This window comes from Spirillospora sp. NPDC048824 (assembly GCF_043198455.1).
In the GTDB taxonomy this organism is placed as follows: Bacteria; Actinomycetota; Actinomycetes; order Streptosporangiales; family Streptosporangiaceae; genus Spirillospora.
Map to the genome: position 1 here is coordinate 1 of NZ_JBICUS010000005.1, position 16,713 is coordinate 16,713.

The following is a 16,713-nucleotide window of genomic DNA, read 5'->3' on the forward strand; positions in this document are numbered from 1 at the left end:
GTCATCGTCACTCTGCTCGGTACCCGTTCTCGCCCTGTCCGTATCAGTTAGGGAACTTCATCCCCTCGTGTCTCACCTGAGCCTGACACAGAGGGGTCGGGTGCGCGCTGGACAACGCACCGGCCGAGGCGTTCAACTCCACCCTGAAGGTCGAGTACGTCCACCGGCAGCACTTCGCGACCAGGGCCGAGGCCCGAGTGAAGATCGCGACCTGGATCACCGGGTTCTACAACGTCCGTCGGCGGCACACCGCCAACGACGGGCTCCCGCCGACGGTGTTCGAAGAACTCATGCTGGACAAGAGGAAGGCCACAACAGCCCGCTACGCCGAGGCCAAGGTGGCATAACCAGTCTCCACACTTTCAGGGGATTGACAACGCTCACCTACATGCCCGGGAACCACGAATACGGCGAGATCTGGCAACTGGTCAGGGTGGGCACCGAGAGCGTCCTCCTGCTCGCGGGCGTGCTGACAACCGCGATCGCGCGCAGCCCACGCTGGGCACTGGCGGCGGCGATCTACCTCCTGCCCGGTGCGGCCTCCCCGCTGATCAACCCGCCGCCGAACGCGCAAGACACCGGCTATTGGTTGGCCCTAATCGGGCTCCTGCTAGCCATGATCGCAACAGCATGGCGACCCCAGCTCCTCCCCGACAGGGCTTGATCAAGTTCCGGAGACGTGACGCTGGTCCGGTGGTGACCGGTTGGGGTGCATAGCAGAGCAGGCACGGGCTTCGTGATCATTGGGGTGTCGAAGCTCAACGATCATGAGGTGGCCCGTGCCTGCCGTTGTATCCTCTCCCATTCCCCCGGTGCTGCTGAAGCTGGGCTCCTTGGATGCTGGCCGAGTCGCTGACCTGCGGTCTTTCCTGGACCTGGTGCCCGACCCGCGCTCACGGCGGGGCCGCTGGTACTCGCTGACCGCGATCCTCCTCGTCTGTGCCTGCGCGGCTGTTTCGGGAGCCAGGAGCATCGACGAGATCGCCGAGTGGGCGGGGCGGGCCTCGGACGCCGTGCTGACGAGCATCGGCGTCCGGCGGCATCCTCTGCGGTGGCGCCATGCTCCCTCGCGGACCACGATCGGCCGCGTGCTGGCGGCCGTTGACGGTGACGCCCTGGACCGGGCCGTCGGCACCTACCTCACCGGCCACCACAGCACTGGCACCGACTCCGGACAACGACAAAGGATCGCCGTCGACGGCAAGTCACTGAGAGGGTCGGCCCGCCTGCCGACCGGCCGCAGGCACCTGCTCTCCGCCGTCACCCACCACCGGGCTGTGACTGTCGCCCAGACCGAAGTCGGGGCGAAGACGAACGAGACCGCGCACTTCACGCCCCTGCTCGAACCGCTGGACCTGGACGGAGTCCTCGTCACCTTCGACGCCCTGCACTCGGTGCAGGCGAACATCACCTGGCTGGTCAACACCAAGAACGCCCACTACATCGCCATGATCAAGCGCAACCAGCCGACCGCCTACCGGCAACTCGCCGCCCTGCCCTGGCCGGACATCGCCATCCAGCACACCGCCTCCTCCACCGGGCACGGCCGCCGCGAGTCCCGATCCATCAAGACCTGCGGCATCGCCGACGAACTCGGCGGGATCGCCTTCCCCCACGCCCGCCTCGCCGTCCGCGTCCACCGACGCCGCCGGCAGGCCCGCCGACGCGAGAGCCGCGAGACCGTCTACGCCGTCACCAGTCTCGACGCCCACCAGACCACCCCGGCCGAACTCGCCGCCGCGACCCGCGGCCACTGGGGCATCGAAGCCCTGCACCACCTCAGAGACGTGACCTACGCCGAGGACGCCTCCACCCTCCACACCGGCACCGGCCCCCGAGCCATGGCCACCTTCCGCAACCTCGCCATCGGCCTGCTCAAAACCCTCGGAGCCGACAACATCGCCAAGACCACCCGAGCAATCCGCGACCGGCCCGAACGAGCCCTCCCACTCCTGGGCATCAACAACCACGACGTTCAAGGAACTTGATCAAGCCCTGCCCCCGCGCAGCAGGCGAACGGGTTGGAATCCCCGCCTTCAGGCGGGGTGAGGACGTCAAGGGAGGAAGCGGCGGCGGCCGGCGGCGATGAACTCGTCCCGCAGCGCCGCCTTGTCCGCCTCGTCCATCAGGACGTACTCGGGTGCGCCTGTCCCCCCGCGTGCACGGCCCGCCCACCAGAACACGGGGTCGGACGTCCGCCAGCCGTCGAGCTGCAGTTCCTTCTTCTTCAGCTTGCCCGAGCCGGTCGTCGGCAGCGCGTGCGAGACGCGGACGAACCTGGGCGCGCCCTTGGTGCCGAGGTCGTCCTGGCCGGCGAGGAACGCGGGGAAGTCCAGGTCCTCGAACGCGACGTCGGCCGGGATCTCGATCGCGGCCATCACCTGGTCGCCGGAGTGCGGGTCGGGGACGCCGAACGCGACCGCGTCCACGATCTTCGGGTGGCGGCGGACGACGTTCTGGGTGAGCAGCGCCGAGATGTTCTCCGAGTCGACCCGGATCCAGTCGCCGGACCGGCCGGCGAAGTACAGGAACCCGTCGCCGTCGATGTAGCCGAGGTCGCCCGTCCAGTACCAGCCGTGCCGGACGCGTTCGGCGTCCGCATCGGGGTTCTTGTAGTAGCCCTCGAACTTCGCGGCGCCGTGCACGTCGACGATCTCGCCGACGGCGGCCTCGGCGTTGGTGACGCGGCCGTGCCTGTCCAGGACCGCGAGGGCGCACGTCTCACGCGTCTCCGGGTTGACGATCCGGACGCCGTCGTAGGCGGGACGGCCGAACGCGGTCGGCGGCGCGGCCGGGTCCCGTTCGATCATGCCGGCGCTCTCGCTGGAGCCGTAGCCCTCGACGAGCTTCGCGCCGAACCGGCGCTGGAACTCGGCCTTGTCCTCCGGGGACGCCTCCGTGCCGAACCCATGCGTGAGGGTGTTGTCGCCGTCGTCCGGCCGCTCGGGCGTGGCGAGGACGTAGCCGATCGCCTTGCCGACGTAGGTGAAGAACGTCGCCCCGTAGAACCGGATGTCCGGCAGGAACCCGGACGCGGAGAACTTCGGCGCCAGCACGACGGTCGCGCCGGCCGCCAGCGACGGCGCCCACAGCGCCATCAGCGCATTGCCGTGGAACAGCGGCATCGAGCAGTAGCTGATGTCCTCGCGCTTGACGTCGTACTTGGCGCTGTTGTTGCGGCCCAGCTCGGCGAGCCTGCCCTGCGAGCAGTGCGCCGCCTTCGACGCGCCCGTCGTCCCGGATGTGAACAGCAGCAGCAGCTGCGTCGCCGGGGTGACCGACGGGTCGGCCGTGGGTTCGCATGCGTGGGACGAGACGAGCGCGGGGTACTCGGCGGAGTCGACCAGCAGGAAACGGTCGCGCGGGACGCCGATGTCGAGACCGTCCAGCAGCTTCGCCCCGACCCGGTCGGTGACCAGCAGTTGGAGGTCGGTGTGCCGGACCTCCTGCTCCAGGTAGGCGCCCGTCCGGGTCGAGTTGATGCCGACGATCGTCGCGCCGCTCAGCGCCGCCGCACCCAGCCAGAGCACGTACTCGGGGACGTTCTCCAGCAGCACACCGATGTGGAACGGGCCGTCCCGGCGCAACTCGCGCGCCAGGGCGGCGCGCGCCGCGCTCTCCCGGCCGACCTCGTCCCATGTCCATGTCCGCTCGCGGCTGCGCAGGCCCGGCCGGTCATCGCCCAGCCGAGCCAGCAGCAGACCCGCGATCGTCTCGTCACGCACTCGCGCTGCCCCAGGCCGGTTCGGTGGACAGGACGCAGTGGGTGCCGCCGTAGATCGCGGTCATGCACTTGTTGCAGTGGATGCACAGCGACTCGGTGGCGGGGTCGTCCTTGATCCGGTTGATCAGGTCGGGCTCGCGCAGCAGGGCGCGGGCCATCGCGACGAACTCGAAGCCCTCCGCCATGGCGGTGTCCATGCCGGCCTTGTCGGTGACGCCGCCGAGCAGGATCATCGGCAGCTTCACCGCGGCGCGGATCTGCCGGGCGTCCTTGAGCAGGTAGAGGTCCTCGTATGGGTAGGACTTCAGGAAGTGCTTGCCGATCAGCTTGATGCCGAGCTTGGTCGGCTGCTTCATGACGGCGGCGAACTCGCGCAGCGGCGCGTCGCCCTTGAACAGGTACATGGGGTTGAGCAGCGAGCTGCCCGCGGTCATCTGGAGGGCGTCGACGGAGCCATCCTCCTCCAGCCACCGCGCGACCTGGATGGCCTCGTCGATCCAGAAGCCGCCGGGCACGCCATCGTCCATGTTCAGCTTCGCGGTGACCGCGATGCGGTCGCCGACGGCGTCGCGGACGGCGCGGCCGATGTCGCGCGCCAGCCGGGCGCGGTTCTCCAGCGACCCGCCGTACTCGTCCTTGCGGTGGTTGACCTTCGGGCTGAGGAACGCGCTCGTCAGGTAGTTGTGCCCCATGTGGATCTCGACCGAGTCGAAACCGGCCTCGATCGCCATCGTGCCCGCGTAGCCGTGCGCCTCGACGACGCGCTTCAGATCCGCCGGCGTGGCGGGCTTGGTGAAGGTCTGCGTCGTCATGTGGAAGTGGCGGCTGGGCGCCAGCGCGGGCAGCTTGTTGCTCTTGGGGTTGGCGACCGGGCCGGCGTGCCCGATCTGCGCCTGGGCGGCGGCCCCCTCGGCGTGCACGGCGTCGGTCAGCTTGCGCAGGCCGGGCATCGCCTCGTCCCGCCAGTAGATCTGCCTGCGGTCGGTGCGCCCCTCCGGCGCGACCGCGCAGTACGCGACGGTCGTCATGCCGACGCCGCCGCGCGCGTGCCGGACGTGGAAGTCGATCAGCGCGTCGGTGACCTGGCCGTCCTTGGTCAGCCCTTCGTACGTCGCCGCCTTGACAGTGCGGTTCCGCAGCGTGACGGGCCCCAGCTTGGCGGGGGCGAACACGTCGGGCTTCGGGTCGTTCATGCAGAAGTCCTCCATCCGGACTAGACGTTGATCAGCGAGAAGTCTGGGCACTCCGGACATCCCGCTGACCGGGAGCGTCGACGGGCCGCTAGGGGTGTTTCATAAGTCTCGGACGCGCAGCAGGACAGCGGGCTTATGAAACACCCCCTAGGCGTCCCTGCGCAGCGCGGCGGCGATCTGGTCGGCCTGGGCCTGCTGCTCCACGAGTTGGCGCAGCAGCCACAGCCGCAGGACGCGGGTGACGGCGGCGGCCAAGTACAGGGCCGCGCCGAGGACGGTCACCGCCAGGAACCCGAGGGCGAGGGTCTGCAGCGAGCCCACATCCCGCATGTCGTCCTTGGTGAGCGAGACGTTGTAGGCGATGAAGACGCCGGCGACGCCGGCGACCATCGCGACGATGCCGACGACGCGCAGCACCCCGTCAAAGCGGGACTGATCGGTCTTCAGCCTCTGGTTCGCCACGTCGTCCTTGAACTGCTGGCGCCGTTCCTCAGTGAGCATGATGGGGTCAACCTCCCAGGTAGTCGCTGGACAGCCGGTCTTCGATCTCGTCGGGCGGGCCCACCGCCGCCACGCGCCCGTGCAGCATCAGCGCGGCGGTGTCGGCGATCGGCAGGACGGCGCGGGCGAACTGCTCCGCGACCAGCACCGACAGGCCGCCCTCGACCAGCTCGGCGACCGTCTCGTACATCCGGGTGACGATCATGGGTGCGAGGCCCATGGACAGCTCGTCGAGCAGCAGCACCGCCGGATCGGTACCGAGCGCCCGCGACAGCGCGAGCATCTGCTGCTCGCCGCCGGACAAGGATCCGGCGAGCTGGTGGCGGCGCTCGCCGAGGCGGGGGAAGCGGGTGTACGCCTTCTCCTCCAGGTCCTCCAGCTTCGCGCCGGTTCCGGTGGCGGCCCACAGGTTCTCCCGCACCGTCAGGTTCGGGAAGATTCCGCGGCCCTCGGGGATCGAGCACACGCCGAGGCGGGCCGCATCCTGCGCGGAGATGCCGTTGACCTTGCGTCCCGCGAACCGCAACTCCCCGCCGGTCGGGGGATGCAGGCCCGCGCACACGCGCATCGTGGTCGACTTGCCGCCGCCGTTCGGGCCGAGCAGCGCCAGCAGCGATCCCGGCTTCAGCGCCAGGTCCACGCCGTGCAGGACCTCGATCGCGCCGTAGCCCGCGCGGACGTCCACCAGTTCGAGCAGCGGCTCCGGGCTCGCTTCCCCGGCCGCGGTGCGCGGCGCGGGGACCGCCTTGGCTTCACTCATGGGACGCCTCCTCCGTGCCGATGTAGGCGGCGATGACCTCGGGCGAATCCTTGATCTCCGCCGGCGTGCCGGACGCGATCAGGGTGCCGTAGTCGAGGACGTGGATGGTGGAGCACAGCTTCATGACGAGCGGCAGGTCGTGCTCGACGAGGCAGATCGCGAGGCCCTCGCCGGCGAGGCCGGCGAGCATCTCGGCGAACGCCTCCGTCTCGCGATCGGTCTGGCCGGACGCGGGCTCGTCCAGCAGCAGGACGCGCGGTGAGGTCATCAGCGCGCGCGCCACCTCCACGACGCGGGCCCGTCCGATCGGGATGTCGGACACATCGCGGTCGGCGATGTCGGTGAGCCCGGTGCGTTCGAGGACCTTGTCGGTCTCCTCGTCCATGTCGAAGCGCTTGCGGCTGTGGCTGTGGCTGTGGCTGCGCAGGATGTCGCCCGCGACGCGCACGTTGTCGCGCACCGAGAGCGACAGGAACAGCTCCAGGCGCTGGAAGGTCCGCGCCATGCCGCGCCGCGCACGCTTGGTCGGGGACAGCCCGGTGATGTCGTCGCCGTCCAGGAGCACCTGGCCGGACGCGGGCTTCTGCAGACCGGTGATGGTGTTGAACATCGTGGTCTTGCCCGCGCCGTTCGGGCCGATCAGTCCGGTGATCTTCCCCTCGTGCATGGTGAGGCCGACGTCGTTGACGGCGGTGTTGCCGCCGAACCGGACGGTGATACCCCGCGTTTCGAGCAGGGATGCCGTTTCAGGCATGGACGCCTCCCTTCAGGCCGAGTTCGCGGTCGAGGCGGATGCGCAGTTCGTCGGTGTAGGGCTCGTCCACGCCGATCAGCTCCAGCGGGGTCGGGCGGTCGCGCCGCCCCTCGTCCAGGTACATGCGGCCGAATACGGGCAGCAGCATGCCCGCGCAGAGTGCGACGAGAGCGAACGTCCAGGTCCCGATCACACCGGTGAGGGCGAACAGGTAGAGGACGGCGCACAGCGCCGCCGCCCCGTACAGGACGGGCTTGGCCTTCCGCGTCGCCCGGTAGCCCTCGAAAAGGTCGTGCAGGAAACCGCTCGGGCTCCTGCCGACGCCCATCCCGAGAAGCGCCGTGCTGACCATGATGAGGTGACCGAGCGTGGTGTAGATGGTGGCCATGCCCTCGTTGTCCAGCGCCAGGTCGCTGAACGTGGACACGAGGACCGCCGACCCGACGCCCGCCATCAGGCCGCCGAACAGAGCGCCGCTGATGTAGCCGGTACCCGCGACCACGACGAGCATCAGCAGGGCGAGGCTGCCGAGGAACGTGAAGTTCTCCTGTGCGACGGTCCCGGTCGCGGCCGACATCAGCACGCCGCCGAGGCCCGCGATCGCCGCGGAGATCATGAAGACGCTCAGCTTCAGCCGGACCAGGTTCTGGCCGAGCATCGCCGACGCCGCCGGGCTGTCCTTCATCGCCGCGAGCCGCCGCCCGTACCCGCTGTTGCGCAGGGCGGCGAGCCCGACGGCGATCAGCGCGAACAGGACCGTCGCGGTCATCAGCGACGCCGTCCCGTTCCGCAGGTCGAGCGGGCCCGCCTTGAGTGGCGGGATGACCAGCGACCCGTCCGGGAACAGCGTGAACGTCATCCCGAACAGCTTGTGCTCGGTGGTGTCGCGCAGCACCATGTTCGACAGGAACTCGCCGAACGCCATCGTCGCGAGGGCCAGGTAGAGGCCGCGGAGCCGCAGCGCCGGCAGCGCGACGAGCCCGCCGACGAGTGCCGCGGCCGCGATGCCCAGCACGATGCCCTGGACGTTCATCCGCGCGTCGAGGCCGGTGCCGACCACCCCGGCGTGGAACGCCACGACGGTGGCGACCGCGCCGAACGCCAGCGGCGCGAGGTTCAGTTCTCCCGCGTAGCCGGTGAGGACGGTCAGCGACAGCGCGATGATCGCGAACGTCATGCCGAGCGAGAACGTGTTGATCGCGCCGTCCGACAGCAGCAGGCTGTAGAGGTAGACGACCGCGACGAGCACGAGGCCCCACACGGCCGCGCCCCGGACGGTCGGCACCCGGTACCGCTCGCGGGTCCGGATCGCGGCGCCGCGCAGCCGGTCTTGGGGCAGCACCACCAGCACCACGAACAGCAGGATCATCGGCAGCGAGACGCGCAGGTTGCCGGTGAACGTGCCCGCCGACGGCAGGTAGGCGAGCACGTAGTTGGCGGCCAGACCGAGCACCATCGCGCCCACGAACGTGCGGGGGATGCTGCGCAGCCGGCCGAACATCGCCGCCGCGAACGCGTCGATCACCAGCAGGGTGAGCATGTTCGCGTCCAGCCCCCCGCCGCTGATTGGCACGATCAGGATCCCGGCGAGGACGGCGAGGGTGGAGCCGAGCGCCCACGACAGCATCGCGGCGCGCTCGGGGTCGTGGCCGTTGAGGCGCAGCAGGTCGGGGTCGTCGACCGAGCCGCGCATGACCACGCCCGTCCGGCTGCGGGTGAACAGCACCCGCAGCCCGACGGCGATCGCCACGGCGGTGGCCAGGCAGACGATCTCGTGGTACCGGATCACCACACCGGCCAGCGTGATCTTCGCGCCCGCACCGAAGAACATGTCCACGCTGTGCGCCTCATCCGGATTCCAGATCCACTGGGCCAGGTAGACGGTGCCGAGCAGCACCGCCACCGTCACGATGATCTTCGTGACGTCGGCGGTGCCGCGCAGCCCCTTCATGATCGCGGCGTGCAGTGCGGCGCCCATCGCAGGACCGACGAAACCGATCACGACGATCAGCGCGAGCCACACCGGCCATCCCCACCGCTCGGTGAAGTGCCAGTACAGGAACGTGCCGAACATCGCCTGCGCGCCATGGGCGAAGTTGAAGATGCCCGAGGTGTTGTACGTCAGCACGAGGCCCGAGGCCGCGATGGAGTACACCGACCCCAGGACGAGTCCCAGGATCGTGTACGTCAGGAACGTCGTCACTTGCTCACCGCCATGTGGTACCGCCTCCGGCGGGTCGGATCAGGAGGACTGGGGCTTGATGACGTCGTCGGTCAGGAACTTCGTCGAGATCCGGTCGTCGTTCAGCTTCGCGCCCCAGGTCTTCGGGTCCGTCTTGACGACGAACTCGGGACCGCACTCGAACTCGCCGGCGTTCTTCGGCAGGACCTGCTCGAACGAGGTCTTGTTGAGCTTCACCATCAGCGAGCAGGACGCCGGCTTGTTGTTGCCAGGGTCGGTCGGCGCGTGCAGGCCGCCGCCCGTCCACTCGTGCACCTTCGACAGCTCGTTGATCACGCACTGCCGGGTGAGGTCCGAGCCGCACTTGTCCGCTGACTGCGCCCACAGCAGGAACGACGAGGTCGCCTGCAGGCCGAGCATGGCGATCTTGCCCTTCTTGGCGTTCACGGCGTCCATGTACTGCTTGACCGCCGGGACCTTGTCCGCGTTCTCCAGCGGCTGGAAGATCATGCCGACGTGCACGTTGTCGCCGGCGCCCGAGGTGTTCCACTTGGACACCAGCGGGCTGTACCAGGTCGACTCGAAGACGTACTTCGGCTTCGCGCCGGCCCGCTCGACCGACTCCAGCAGGCTGAACTGGCCGGGGTCGGGCGAGTCGGACGACCACAGGTACTTCGCCCCGCAGTCCTTGATCTTCTCGGCGAAGGGCATGTAGCTGCTCTCGCCCTTGTCGTTCAGCCGGACACCGCAGTCCACGCGCTTGACGCCGATGTCCTTCATGGCACTGGCGATCTTGTTGTTGCCGGTGCTGACGGCGGGCGACGTCGACTGAAGGATGTCCGCCTTGTCCTTGAAGTCGGGGAACAGCTTCTCCGCGAGGCGGAGCCCGCCGATGTTCAGCAGGTCCACCGGGTACGGGACGGCCTCGTACTTCATCGGGCCCATCGAGGAGTTCGGGCCGACGGTGTAGCCGGCGACGGTCGGCAGCTTGCACGCCACCCGGTACTGCTCGGCGGCCTCGTCCATCGCGAAGCCCTGCCCGACGAGCATGAAGTCCTGCTTGCAGGACTCCTGCATCACCTTCGCGGACTGCATGTAGGCGGCGTCGTACTGGTTGCCCTTGATCTTGCGTCCGTTGATGCCGCCCTGCTGGTTGCACCAGTCGATCATCGCGGCGACGGCGTCGCCCATCTCCTTGGACAGGCCGGGCGCCGCGGAGAAGCCGCGGTCGTCGCCAAAGCCGATGGTGATGGCGTCGTCGGTGATGCCCTGGTCGGTCTTGCCCTTGGCGTCGCCGGGGCCGCACGGGGACGGCAGCGTCCCGAACGTCTTGCTCGACGCGGCGGCGCCGCCGGAGTCGTTCCCGCCGGACACGCCGTCCGTGCCCGAACGCTCGCTGGAACAGGACGCGGTGACGAGCGCCACCGCGAGGACGCCTGCGGCGAGGCGCCCGATCTTGTCGACCTTCATAGGTCGTACTCCTTTCACTGGCCGCCGCGGCGGCAAGTGGTGTTTCGGGCAGGCGGGGGACGGGGTTCGTGGATGGTCCGCGGCTACCGGCGACCCTCTGGTCCGCCGGGAGACGGGGTACTGCGAGTTGTCGCGCCCCGCTTGAGCGGGGTCGCTCGGAGGCGGGGAAAGTCTGCGCGGGACGGGGCGGCGTCAGCCGAAGTTGGCCTGGCCGCCGTCCAGCGGGATCGTCGCCCCGGTGAGGTAGCGCATCGCCGGCTGGACGAGCGCGACCACGGCTTTGCCGATGTCGTCCTCGCAGTCGCCGATGTAGCCGAGCGGGATCGTCTTGCGGAACTCCTCGGCCGCCTCGGGGTCGTTCTCCGCCCACCACTTCAGCCCCGGGGACAGCGCGTGCGGGGCGATGTTGTTGGCGCGGATCGCGTCCGGCCCCCACTCGGCCGCGGCAGTGCGGGTCAGCGACCGGAGGGCCTGCTTGGCGGCCGCGTAGGCGCCGTAGGTGGACGGGTCCCAGCGGACCATGGCGGAGGTGACCAGGTTGACGATGCTGCCGCCGCCGCGCGCCTTCAGGTGCGGGTGGCACGCCTTCATGAACGCGAACGCCGCGAACGGGCCGGTGACGAACCCCTTCTGGAACTTCGCGTCGCTCATCTCCAGCAGCGGCCCGTAGGAGCCCGAGTAGGCGTTGTTGACGAGGACGTCGATGCCGCCGAACGTTTCGGCGACCCGCTCCACCACGCCGGGGATCGACTCGGTGTCGGCGACGTCGCACACGAACGCCTCGGCCTTCGCACCGCGCTCCCGGATCAGCTCGCACGTCGCGTCCGGCTTGGCCGCCGTGCGGCCGAGCACCGCGACGGCGGCGCCCTCGGAGGCCAGCGCGAGCGCGATGCCCTGCCCGACGCCCTGTCCCGCTCCGGTGACGATCGCGACCTTGTCGCTGAGGCTTGCCATTGGTTCTCCGCTCAGTCCTGCTTGCGCGCCCAGCCCGGCCCGTCCAGGTCATACCTGGTCAGTCCGGTCTGCTCAGTCCTGGTGCGGTCATGGTGATGTGACGCGGCGCACGCAAAAGGCCCAGTCCCGCTCAGCGGGAATGAGTTCGGCGGAAAACGGTCCGTGACCGTCCCGCTGAGCGGAATAGCCTGGTGGCGCCGGTGTGTCCCAGCGCACAATGGACCGTTCCGGCGAGGAGGGGTCCGATGGAGATGATCGCGAAGCTGACCGGTCCCGGCGGCGAGTTCGAACTGCGGGAGGAGGAGGTGCTCGGCGCGCGGCTGCCCGTGTTCGCCAACCGCGCCCGCAGCCTCGGCGAGGTGCTCGCCCGTTCGGCGGCCCACGGCGACCGCGACTACATCGTCACCGCGTCCCGCCGGCTGACCTTCGCCGAGCACGCCGCCGCCGTCGCGTCCATGGCGAAGGCGCTGCGGGACGACCTCGGTGTCCGGCCCGGCGACCGCATCGCGATCAACGCCGCGAACAGCCCCGAGTGGATCATCTCGTTCTGGGCGGCGATCGCCGCCGGCGCCGTCACGGTCGGCTACAACGCCTGGTGGACGGCGCAGGAGATCGAGTACGCGCTCGGCCACACCGACCCGAAGATCGTGATCGCCGACGCGAAGCGGGCCGCGCTGACCGCCGAGGGCGTGCTGACGGTCGAGAAGGACGTCCCGTCCCTGATGGTCCGCTACCCGGACGCCGAGCTGGACATCCCCGACGTCGCCGAGGACGACCCGGCGGTCATCCTGTACACGAGCGGCACGTCGGGCCGCCCGAAGGGCGCCGTCCATTCGCACCGGAACCTGACCTCGGTGATCGAGTACCACCGGTACAACGACGCCATCATGGGGGCGTTCGGCATCGACGCCTCCTCCCGCCGGTACCTGCTCGCGCTGCCGCTGTTCCACATCGCGTCGCTGCACAACCTGGCCATCCCGCGCCTCGCCACCGGCACCGCCGTGGTCATGCACCTCGGCGGCTTCGACGTGGACAAGGTGCTGAGCCTGGTCGAGAAGGAGAAGGTCACGAACTGGGGCGCCGTCCCCACGATGGCGCACCGCATGATGCAGCACGGTGATCTGGCGAAGTACGACCTGTCGTCGCTGACCGCGTTCGCGCTGGCCTCCGCGCCGTCCTCGCCCACGTTCAAGGAACGGCTCCAGTCGGTGTTCCCGCCGGCGCGCGGCGCCCTCGTCGACAGCTACGGGCTGACCGAGTCGTGCACCGCCATCTCCGTCGCCACCCCGATGGACCTCGCGGAGGCGCCGGGGACGCTCGGCGCCCCGAACCTCGGCGTCCAGGTGGAGATCCGCGACTCCGAGGGCAAGCCGGTCCCGGACGGCACCGAGGGCGAGGTGTGCGCCCGCAGCGCCTACAACATGATCGGCTACTGGCGGGACCCGGAGGCCACCGCCGCGAGCATCGACCCGGACCGGTGGCTGCGCACCGGCGACATCGGCATGATCGACAACGGCCGGCTGCGGCTCACCACCCGCCGCTCCGACCTGATCATCCGCGGCGGCGAGAACGTCTACCCGATCGAGGTCGAGAACGTCCTCGCCGAGTACCCGGGGATCTCCGAGTGCATCGTCGTCGGCGTCCCGCACCCCGACCTCGGGCAGGAGGTCGCGGCGGTCGTCGTCGTCGCCGGCGCCCCGCCCTCGGCCGACGATCTGACGACCTTCGCGAAGGAGCGCCTCGCCTACTTCAAGGTCCCGTCCCGCTGGCACGTCACAACCGACCCGCTCCCCCGCAACGCGACCGGGAAGGTCCTGCGCAAGCAGGTCGAGGACTCGGTGTCCTGACTTCTGCGAGCCGGTGGCCGAACCGGCCGGACGCGCGTGTCGCGCGCCCGGCCGCTTCGCCGTTCCGTGCCCGCTACATCCATTCCGCCCGGAAGAGCTGGTGCGGGAGGCCGTCGCTCCAGCGGCCGGTCGCGGCGAGCGACGCGGTGAGGCGGCCGAGCTCGTCGGCGGCCATGACACCGCGTTCTCCTTCGACGACGACCACGACGTTCTCATCGGCGTGGTCGATGTACGGGTGGCCGGTGTGGTTGGTGGAGACCAGGCACGGCCGCACCCGAGCCGGGCCCAGCGCGGCGGCCGAATCCTCGGAGAGCAGTTCGCGCAAGACGGTGAGCGCCGGGGCGATGTCGTCCGCGGCTCCCCTTGTGCGGACCCACGCGGCGATCTCCTCGCGCGTGCCGAGCGGGTTGTCGAGCAGGCTGGTGCCCGAGCACTTGATGTACCAGCGGCCGTCGGGGTAGCGCAGCGGCGTCATGACGATGCCGCCGTAGAGGAGTTCCCCGCCGCGCTGCTTGTAGTACATGATCCCGGGCAGGTCGACCGCCTCCGGGCCGGGGACCTCGATCAGCACGACGGTGGCGCCGAGCGTGTCCATGGCGAGCTTGCGGGGCAGCAGTCCGCCCGCGTTGGTCGACGCTCCCGTGGCGACGACCACCGTGTCCGCTGTCCACGACGCGCCGGACCGGGCGGTCAGCCGGCGGCGGGGGCCGTCGGCCGCGATCGCCGTGACCTCGTCCCGGACGAGCGTCGCACCGGCGGCGGTGGCGGCGGCCAGTTCGGCGGCGGTGAGGTCGCGCGGGTTGACGATGAACGCGTCGCGCTGCACCACGCATTCATGGCCGGGCTCGAAGGCCAGGTGCGGGTACCGCTCGCGGAGCCGGGGTTCGGAGAGGTGTTCGACGGGCTGCCCGATGTCCTCGGCGTTCCGCATCAGCCTGCCGAGGTCGAACCATTCGGACGGCGCGCGGCCGTCGAGGGCGGCCGGCATGACGGCGAGCGAGTGGACCGGCCGGGTGAACTCCACGCCTGTACGCCGCGCGAGTTCGCCGAACCGCCGGATCGAACGTGCGGCGAGCAGTGCGGCGACGAGCGGGGCCTCGAGGACGTGCCCGAGCCGGCCCTGGTCGTAGTGGCCGGACCACACGCCGTCGTGGCCGGCGAAGTCCGGGGGCTCCGCCGGGCCGACGATCAGGACGCGCGCGCCCCGGTCCGCGAGGTGCCGGGCGGTGGCGGCTCCGATGGGGCCGGCACCGACCACGGCGACGTCGAACTCGGTGTGCTCTTGCATGGGTGCCTTCCGGTCAGTGCACGCGGCGGGTCTGGGAGACGATGCGGTACAGGTCGACGCCCAGTTGCGGCGCGACCTCGTGCAGGAACGGCTGCGGGTCCACGCACGCTTCGGGCGCGAGGACGCCGGTCCGGTCGATCTCCCCGTCGACGAGCCGGCGCAGGAAGGCGGCAGCGGGAATCGCCGTCATGTCGCCCTTGTCCTTCAAGAACCTCTTGGTCATGTCGTGGTGCATCTCGATGACCGCGGACGCGGCGGCGCCGTCCTTCTCGCCTTCGGCGCGGATGTGGAACGCGGCCCCGATGGGGTCTGCGGAGATGTCGACGCCGACGGCGCGCTCGCCCTCCGGCGTGCAGAGGTGCCGGGCGAGGAAGGACTGCGGCGACAGGGGAAGGCCGCCGCGTTCGGAGCTCATCAGGCCGAGTTCGGCGAACCGGCGGTAGATCTCGTTGCCCTCGTTCTGCCACCAGGTGAACCGGCAGGTGGCCTCCTTGAGGCCCGGGATGAACCGGGGCAGCGTGAGCGGCTCGGCGTGCCCGAAGTAGCCGAACTCGCGAAGGCCGTACGGGGCGAGCAGTTCGAACGTCCTCGGATCGCCCCACGCGGGCACCTTGCGGTACTCGCCGCCGAGGAACTGGATGACCTCGCCGCTGAGCGAGTGGAACATGTGCTCCAGGATGGTCGGCCCGAGGTTGGGGATGAACGGAAGTCCCATGACCACGTGCACGGCGTCCGCGCGGTCGAGTTCGTCGCACGCCCAGCGCGCCATGAGGTTGGTCACGCCGGGCGCGGAGCCGCAACTGGTGAGGACGGTGACGCCCGCCGCCTTCGCCCGCTCGTCGTAGGCGGGGTCGGTCACCAGGGCTTCGGCGACGTCGTACTCGTCGCAGATGTCGATGTAGTGCGCTCCGGCGTCGATGGCGGCATCGATGATCGGCAGTGCGAAGCGGTAGAACGGGCCCACGCCGTTGAAGACCACGTCGGCGCCGGCGACGACCGCGGCGACGCTCTCCGGGTCGGTCGCGTCGAAGCGCGCGTGGCGGGCGCCGACGGCCTCGCCGAGGGCTTTTGCGTGGTCGGCGTCGAGGTCGGCGACCAGCAGGTCGTCGATCCTGTCGAACGCGGCGGCGCTGCGGGCGACGCGGCTCGTGACCGTGCCGCAGCCGAGTATGGCGACCTTCACGTGGACCTCCGGGAAAGGGCATGCGTCCGGAGCCGGCGGATCGCCGGTGGCGGGGCCGGGCTGCGGACGGAGACGGGTACCGGTGGACGGCATCGGCCGCACACCGCAACGGTGGGAATCGCCCCCGGTGGAAAGCCGACGGCTCGACCACCGCGGGGCATAGTCCATGATGGGACCGCCTTGAAGCTAAAGTCAACACTATGACCCTTTTGGTGGATCGAGATGAGCGACGGCACCACCCGGCCGGCCCCCGCAGCGCGCACGTCACCGGCGGAGGCCGCCGAACCACCGCGTGAACGCGTCCGCACCGGCGGTCGCAGCGAACGGGTCCGCCAGGCCGTCGCGCAGGCCGTCCTGGACCTTCTCGCCGAACGCGTCGTCGACTTCGGCCCCAGCGAGGTCGCCGCCCGCGCGGACCTCAACCGCAAGACCATCTACCGCTGGTGGCCCACCTTCGCCGACCTGGTCCGCGAGGGGCTCAACGCCCATTCCAGCACGGTCGAGGTGCCCGACACGGGCTCGTGGGAGCGGGACATCCGCGAACTGGCGCACCGCCTGGCGGCGTTCTTCGCCGGCCCCGTCGAGGTCGCCACCAACGCGATCATCGCCGCGCGCGGCACGCCCGAGTTGAGCGCGCTCATCTTCGAGCACTTCGAGCCGGTCCAGGAATCCTGGCGCGCCGTGGTCACCCGCGCCATCGCCCGCGGCGAGGTCCACCCGGACTGCGCACCGGAGGCGGTGCTGAACACGCTGGCGAGCCCGCTCATCCTCACCCCGCTCACCCTGCACCGGGCCGCCACCCGGCAGGAGGTCGACACCCTGGTGGACCTCGTCCTCCGCGCGACCCGCCCCTGAGG

Annotated in this window: 15 protein-coding genes; 5 read left to right on the top strand and 10 right to left on the bottom strand. The window is 70.1% G+C overall.

Annotated elements, in window-relative coordinates; translation table 11 throughout:
- The first annotated feature begins 107 nt into the window (after nt 1-107).
- The 3 genes from ACGFIS_RS11120 to ACGFIS_RS11130 all read left to right on the top strand — a co-directional run bounded on the left by ACGFIS_RS11120 (nt 108) and on the right by ACGFIS_RS11130 (nt 1,988).
- Complete coding sequence (locus ACGFIS_RS11120; RefSeq protein ID WP_392970775.1) at nt 108-347, top strand: integrase core domain-containing protein; 240 nt, start codon at nt 108-110, stop codon at nt 345-347.
- A 23-nt stretch (nt 348-370) separates the two neighbouring features.
- Nucleotides 371-664 carry a hypothetical protein gene (locus ACGFIS_RS11125; RefSeq protein WP_392970388.1) on the top strand — a complete coding sequence of 98 codons (294 nt, stop codon included), beginning with the start codon at nt 371-373 and terminating at the stop codon, nt 662-664.
- A gap of 148 nt (nt 665-812) precedes the next feature.
- Nucleotides 813-1,988 carry an ISAs1 family transposase gene (locus tag ACGFIS_RS11130; protein WP_392912990.1) on the top strand — a complete coding sequence of 392 codons (1,176 nt, stop codon included), beginning with the start codon at nt 813-815 and terminating at the stop codon, nt 1,986-1,988.
- 66 nt (nt 1,989-2,054) lie between these two features.
- Here the strand turns inward: ACGFIS_RS11130 and ACGFIS_RS11135 are convergent, their stop codons facing one another.
- The 8 genes from ACGFIS_RS11135 to ACGFIS_RS11170 form a co-directional block, all read right to left on the bottom strand.
- On the bottom strand, nt 2,055-3,725 hold the full coding sequence (locus ACGFIS_RS11135) for an AMP-binding protein (RefSeq protein WP_392912991.1): 1,671 nt from the start codon (nt 3,723-3,725) through the stop codon (nt 2,055-2,057).
- Complete coding sequence (locus ACGFIS_RS11140; protein ID WP_392912992.1) at nt 3,718-4,917, bottom strand: NADH:flavin oxidoreductase; 1,200 nt, start codon at nt 4,915-4,917, stop codon at nt 3,718-3,720. Before ACGFIS_RS11140 ends, ACGFIS_RS11135 begins: the two co-directional genes overlap by 8 nt.
- 147 nt (nt 4,918-5,064) lie before the next feature.
- Nucleotides 5,065-5,418, bottom strand: a complete 354-nt coding sequence (locus tag ACGFIS_RS11145) for a hypothetical protein (RefSeq protein WP_392912994.1) — start codon at nt 5,416-5,418, stop codon at nt 5,065-5,067.
- A 7-nt stretch (nt 5,419-5,425) separates the two neighbouring features.
- On the bottom strand, nt 5,426-6,178 hold the full coding sequence (locus tag ACGFIS_RS11150) for an ABC transporter ATP-binding protein (RefSeq protein ID WP_392912995.1): 753 nt from the start codon (nt 6,176-6,178) through the stop codon (nt 5,426-5,428).
- Nucleotides 6,171-6,932, bottom strand: coding sequence for an ABC transporter ATP-binding protein (locus ACGFIS_RS11155; protein ID WP_392912996.1), 762 nt, complete (start codon nt 6,930-6,932; stop codon nt 6,171-6,173). Before ACGFIS_RS11155 ends, ACGFIS_RS11150 begins: the two co-directional genes overlap by 8 nt.
- Entirely contained in the window at nt 6,925-9,135 is a 2,211-nt protein-coding gene (locus ACGFIS_RS11160; protein WP_392912997.1) for an ABC transporter permease, read from the bottom strand. Before ACGFIS_RS11160 ends, ACGFIS_RS11155 begins: the two co-directional genes overlap by 8 nt.
- 39 nt (nt 9,136-9,174) lie before the next feature.
- A complete protein-coding gene (locus ACGFIS_RS11165) occupies nt 9,175-10,584 on the bottom strand; it encodes an ABC transporter substrate-binding protein (RefSeq protein WP_392912998.1) in 1,410 nt (469 codons plus the stop codon).
- 192 nt (nt 10,585-10,776) lie between these two features.
- Nucleotides 10,777-11,538: an SDR family NAD(P)-dependent oxidoreductase gene (locus ACGFIS_RS11170; protein ID WP_392970391.1), complete on the bottom strand. Its 762-nt coding sequence runs from the start codon at nt 11,536-11,538 to the stop codon at nt 10,777-10,779.
- A 245-nt stretch (nt 11,539-11,783) separates the two neighbouring features.
- On the opposite strand from ACGFIS_RS11170, the gene ACGFIS_RS11175 reads away from it, so the two are divergent.
- A complete protein-coding gene (locus tag ACGFIS_RS11175) occupies nt 11,784-13,385 on the top strand; it encodes a class I adenylate-forming enzyme family protein (protein WP_392970394.1) in 1,602 nt (533 codons plus the stop codon).
- A gap of 73 nt (nt 13,386-13,458) precedes the next feature.
- On the opposite strand, the gene ACGFIS_RS11180 is transcribed toward ACGFIS_RS11175, so the two are convergent.
- Together ACGFIS_RS11180 and ACGFIS_RS11185 are read right to left on the bottom strand one after the other, a co-directional pair.
- Nucleotides 13,459-14,673 (bottom strand): NAD(P)/FAD-dependent oxidoreductase, encoded by a 1,215-nt coding sequence (locus ACGFIS_RS11180; protein ID WP_392913001.1) that lies wholly within the window; start codon nt 14,671-14,673, stop codon nt 13,459-13,461.
- A 13-nt stretch (nt 14,674-14,686) separates the two neighbouring features.
- Nucleotides 14,687-15,856, bottom strand: coding sequence for a saccharopine dehydrogenase family protein (locus ACGFIS_RS11185; RefSeq protein ID WP_392913002.1), 1,170 nt, complete (start codon nt 15,854-15,856; stop codon nt 14,687-14,689).
- A gap of 222 nt (nt 15,857-16,078) precedes the next feature.
- Here ACGFIS_RS11185 and ACGFIS_RS11190 point away from each other — a divergent pair, with 222 nt between their 5' ends.
- Entirely contained in the window at nt 16,079-16,711 is a 633-nt protein-coding gene (locus ACGFIS_RS11190) for a TetR-like C-terminal domain-containing protein (protein WP_392913003.1), read from the top strand.
- Nucleotides 16,712-16,713: the final 2 nt, after the last annotated feature.

What these genes read in the sequence shown, in the direction of transcription:
- ACGFIS_RS11170 (WP_392970391.1), bottom strand. Translation starts at nt 11,538, where the DNA reads ATGGCAAGCCTCAGCGACAAGGTCGCGATCGTCACCGGAGCGGGACAG.
- ACGFIS_RS11190 (WP_392913003.1), top strand. Translation starts at nt 16,079, where the DNA reads ATGAGCGACGGCACCACCCGGCCGGCCCCCGCAGCGCGCACGTCACCG.
- ACGFIS_RS11150 (WP_392912995.1), bottom strand. Translation starts at nt 6,178, where the DNA reads ATGAGTGAAGCCAAGGCGGTCCCCGCGCCGCGCACCGCGGCCGGGGAA.
- ACGFIS_RS11145 (WP_392912994.1), bottom strand. Translation starts at nt 5,418, where the DNA reads ATGCTCACTGAGGAACGGCGCCAGCAGTTCAAGGACGACGTGGCGAAC.
- ACGFIS_RS11140 (WP_392912992.1), bottom strand. Translation starts at nt 4,917, where the DNA reads ATGAACGACCCGAAGCCCGACGTGTTCGCCCCCGCCAAGCTGGGGCCC.
- ACGFIS_RS11175 (WP_392970394.1), top strand. Translation starts at nt 11,784, where the DNA reads ATGGAGATGATCGCGAAGCTGACCGGTCCCGGCGGCGAGTTCGAACTG.
- ACGFIS_RS11180 (WP_392913001.1), bottom strand. Translation starts at nt 14,673, where the DNA reads ATGCAAGAGCACACCGAGTTCGACGTCGCCGTGGTCGGTGCCGGCCCC.
- ACGFIS_RS11165 (WP_392912998.1), bottom strand. Translation starts at nt 10,584, where the DNA reads ATGAAGGTCGACAAGATCGGGCGCCTCGCCGCAGGCGTCCTCGCGGTG.
- ACGFIS_RS11155 (WP_392912996.1), bottom strand. Translation starts at nt 6,932, where the DNA reads ATGCCTGAAACGGCATCCCTGCTCGAAACGCGGGGTATCACCGTCCGG.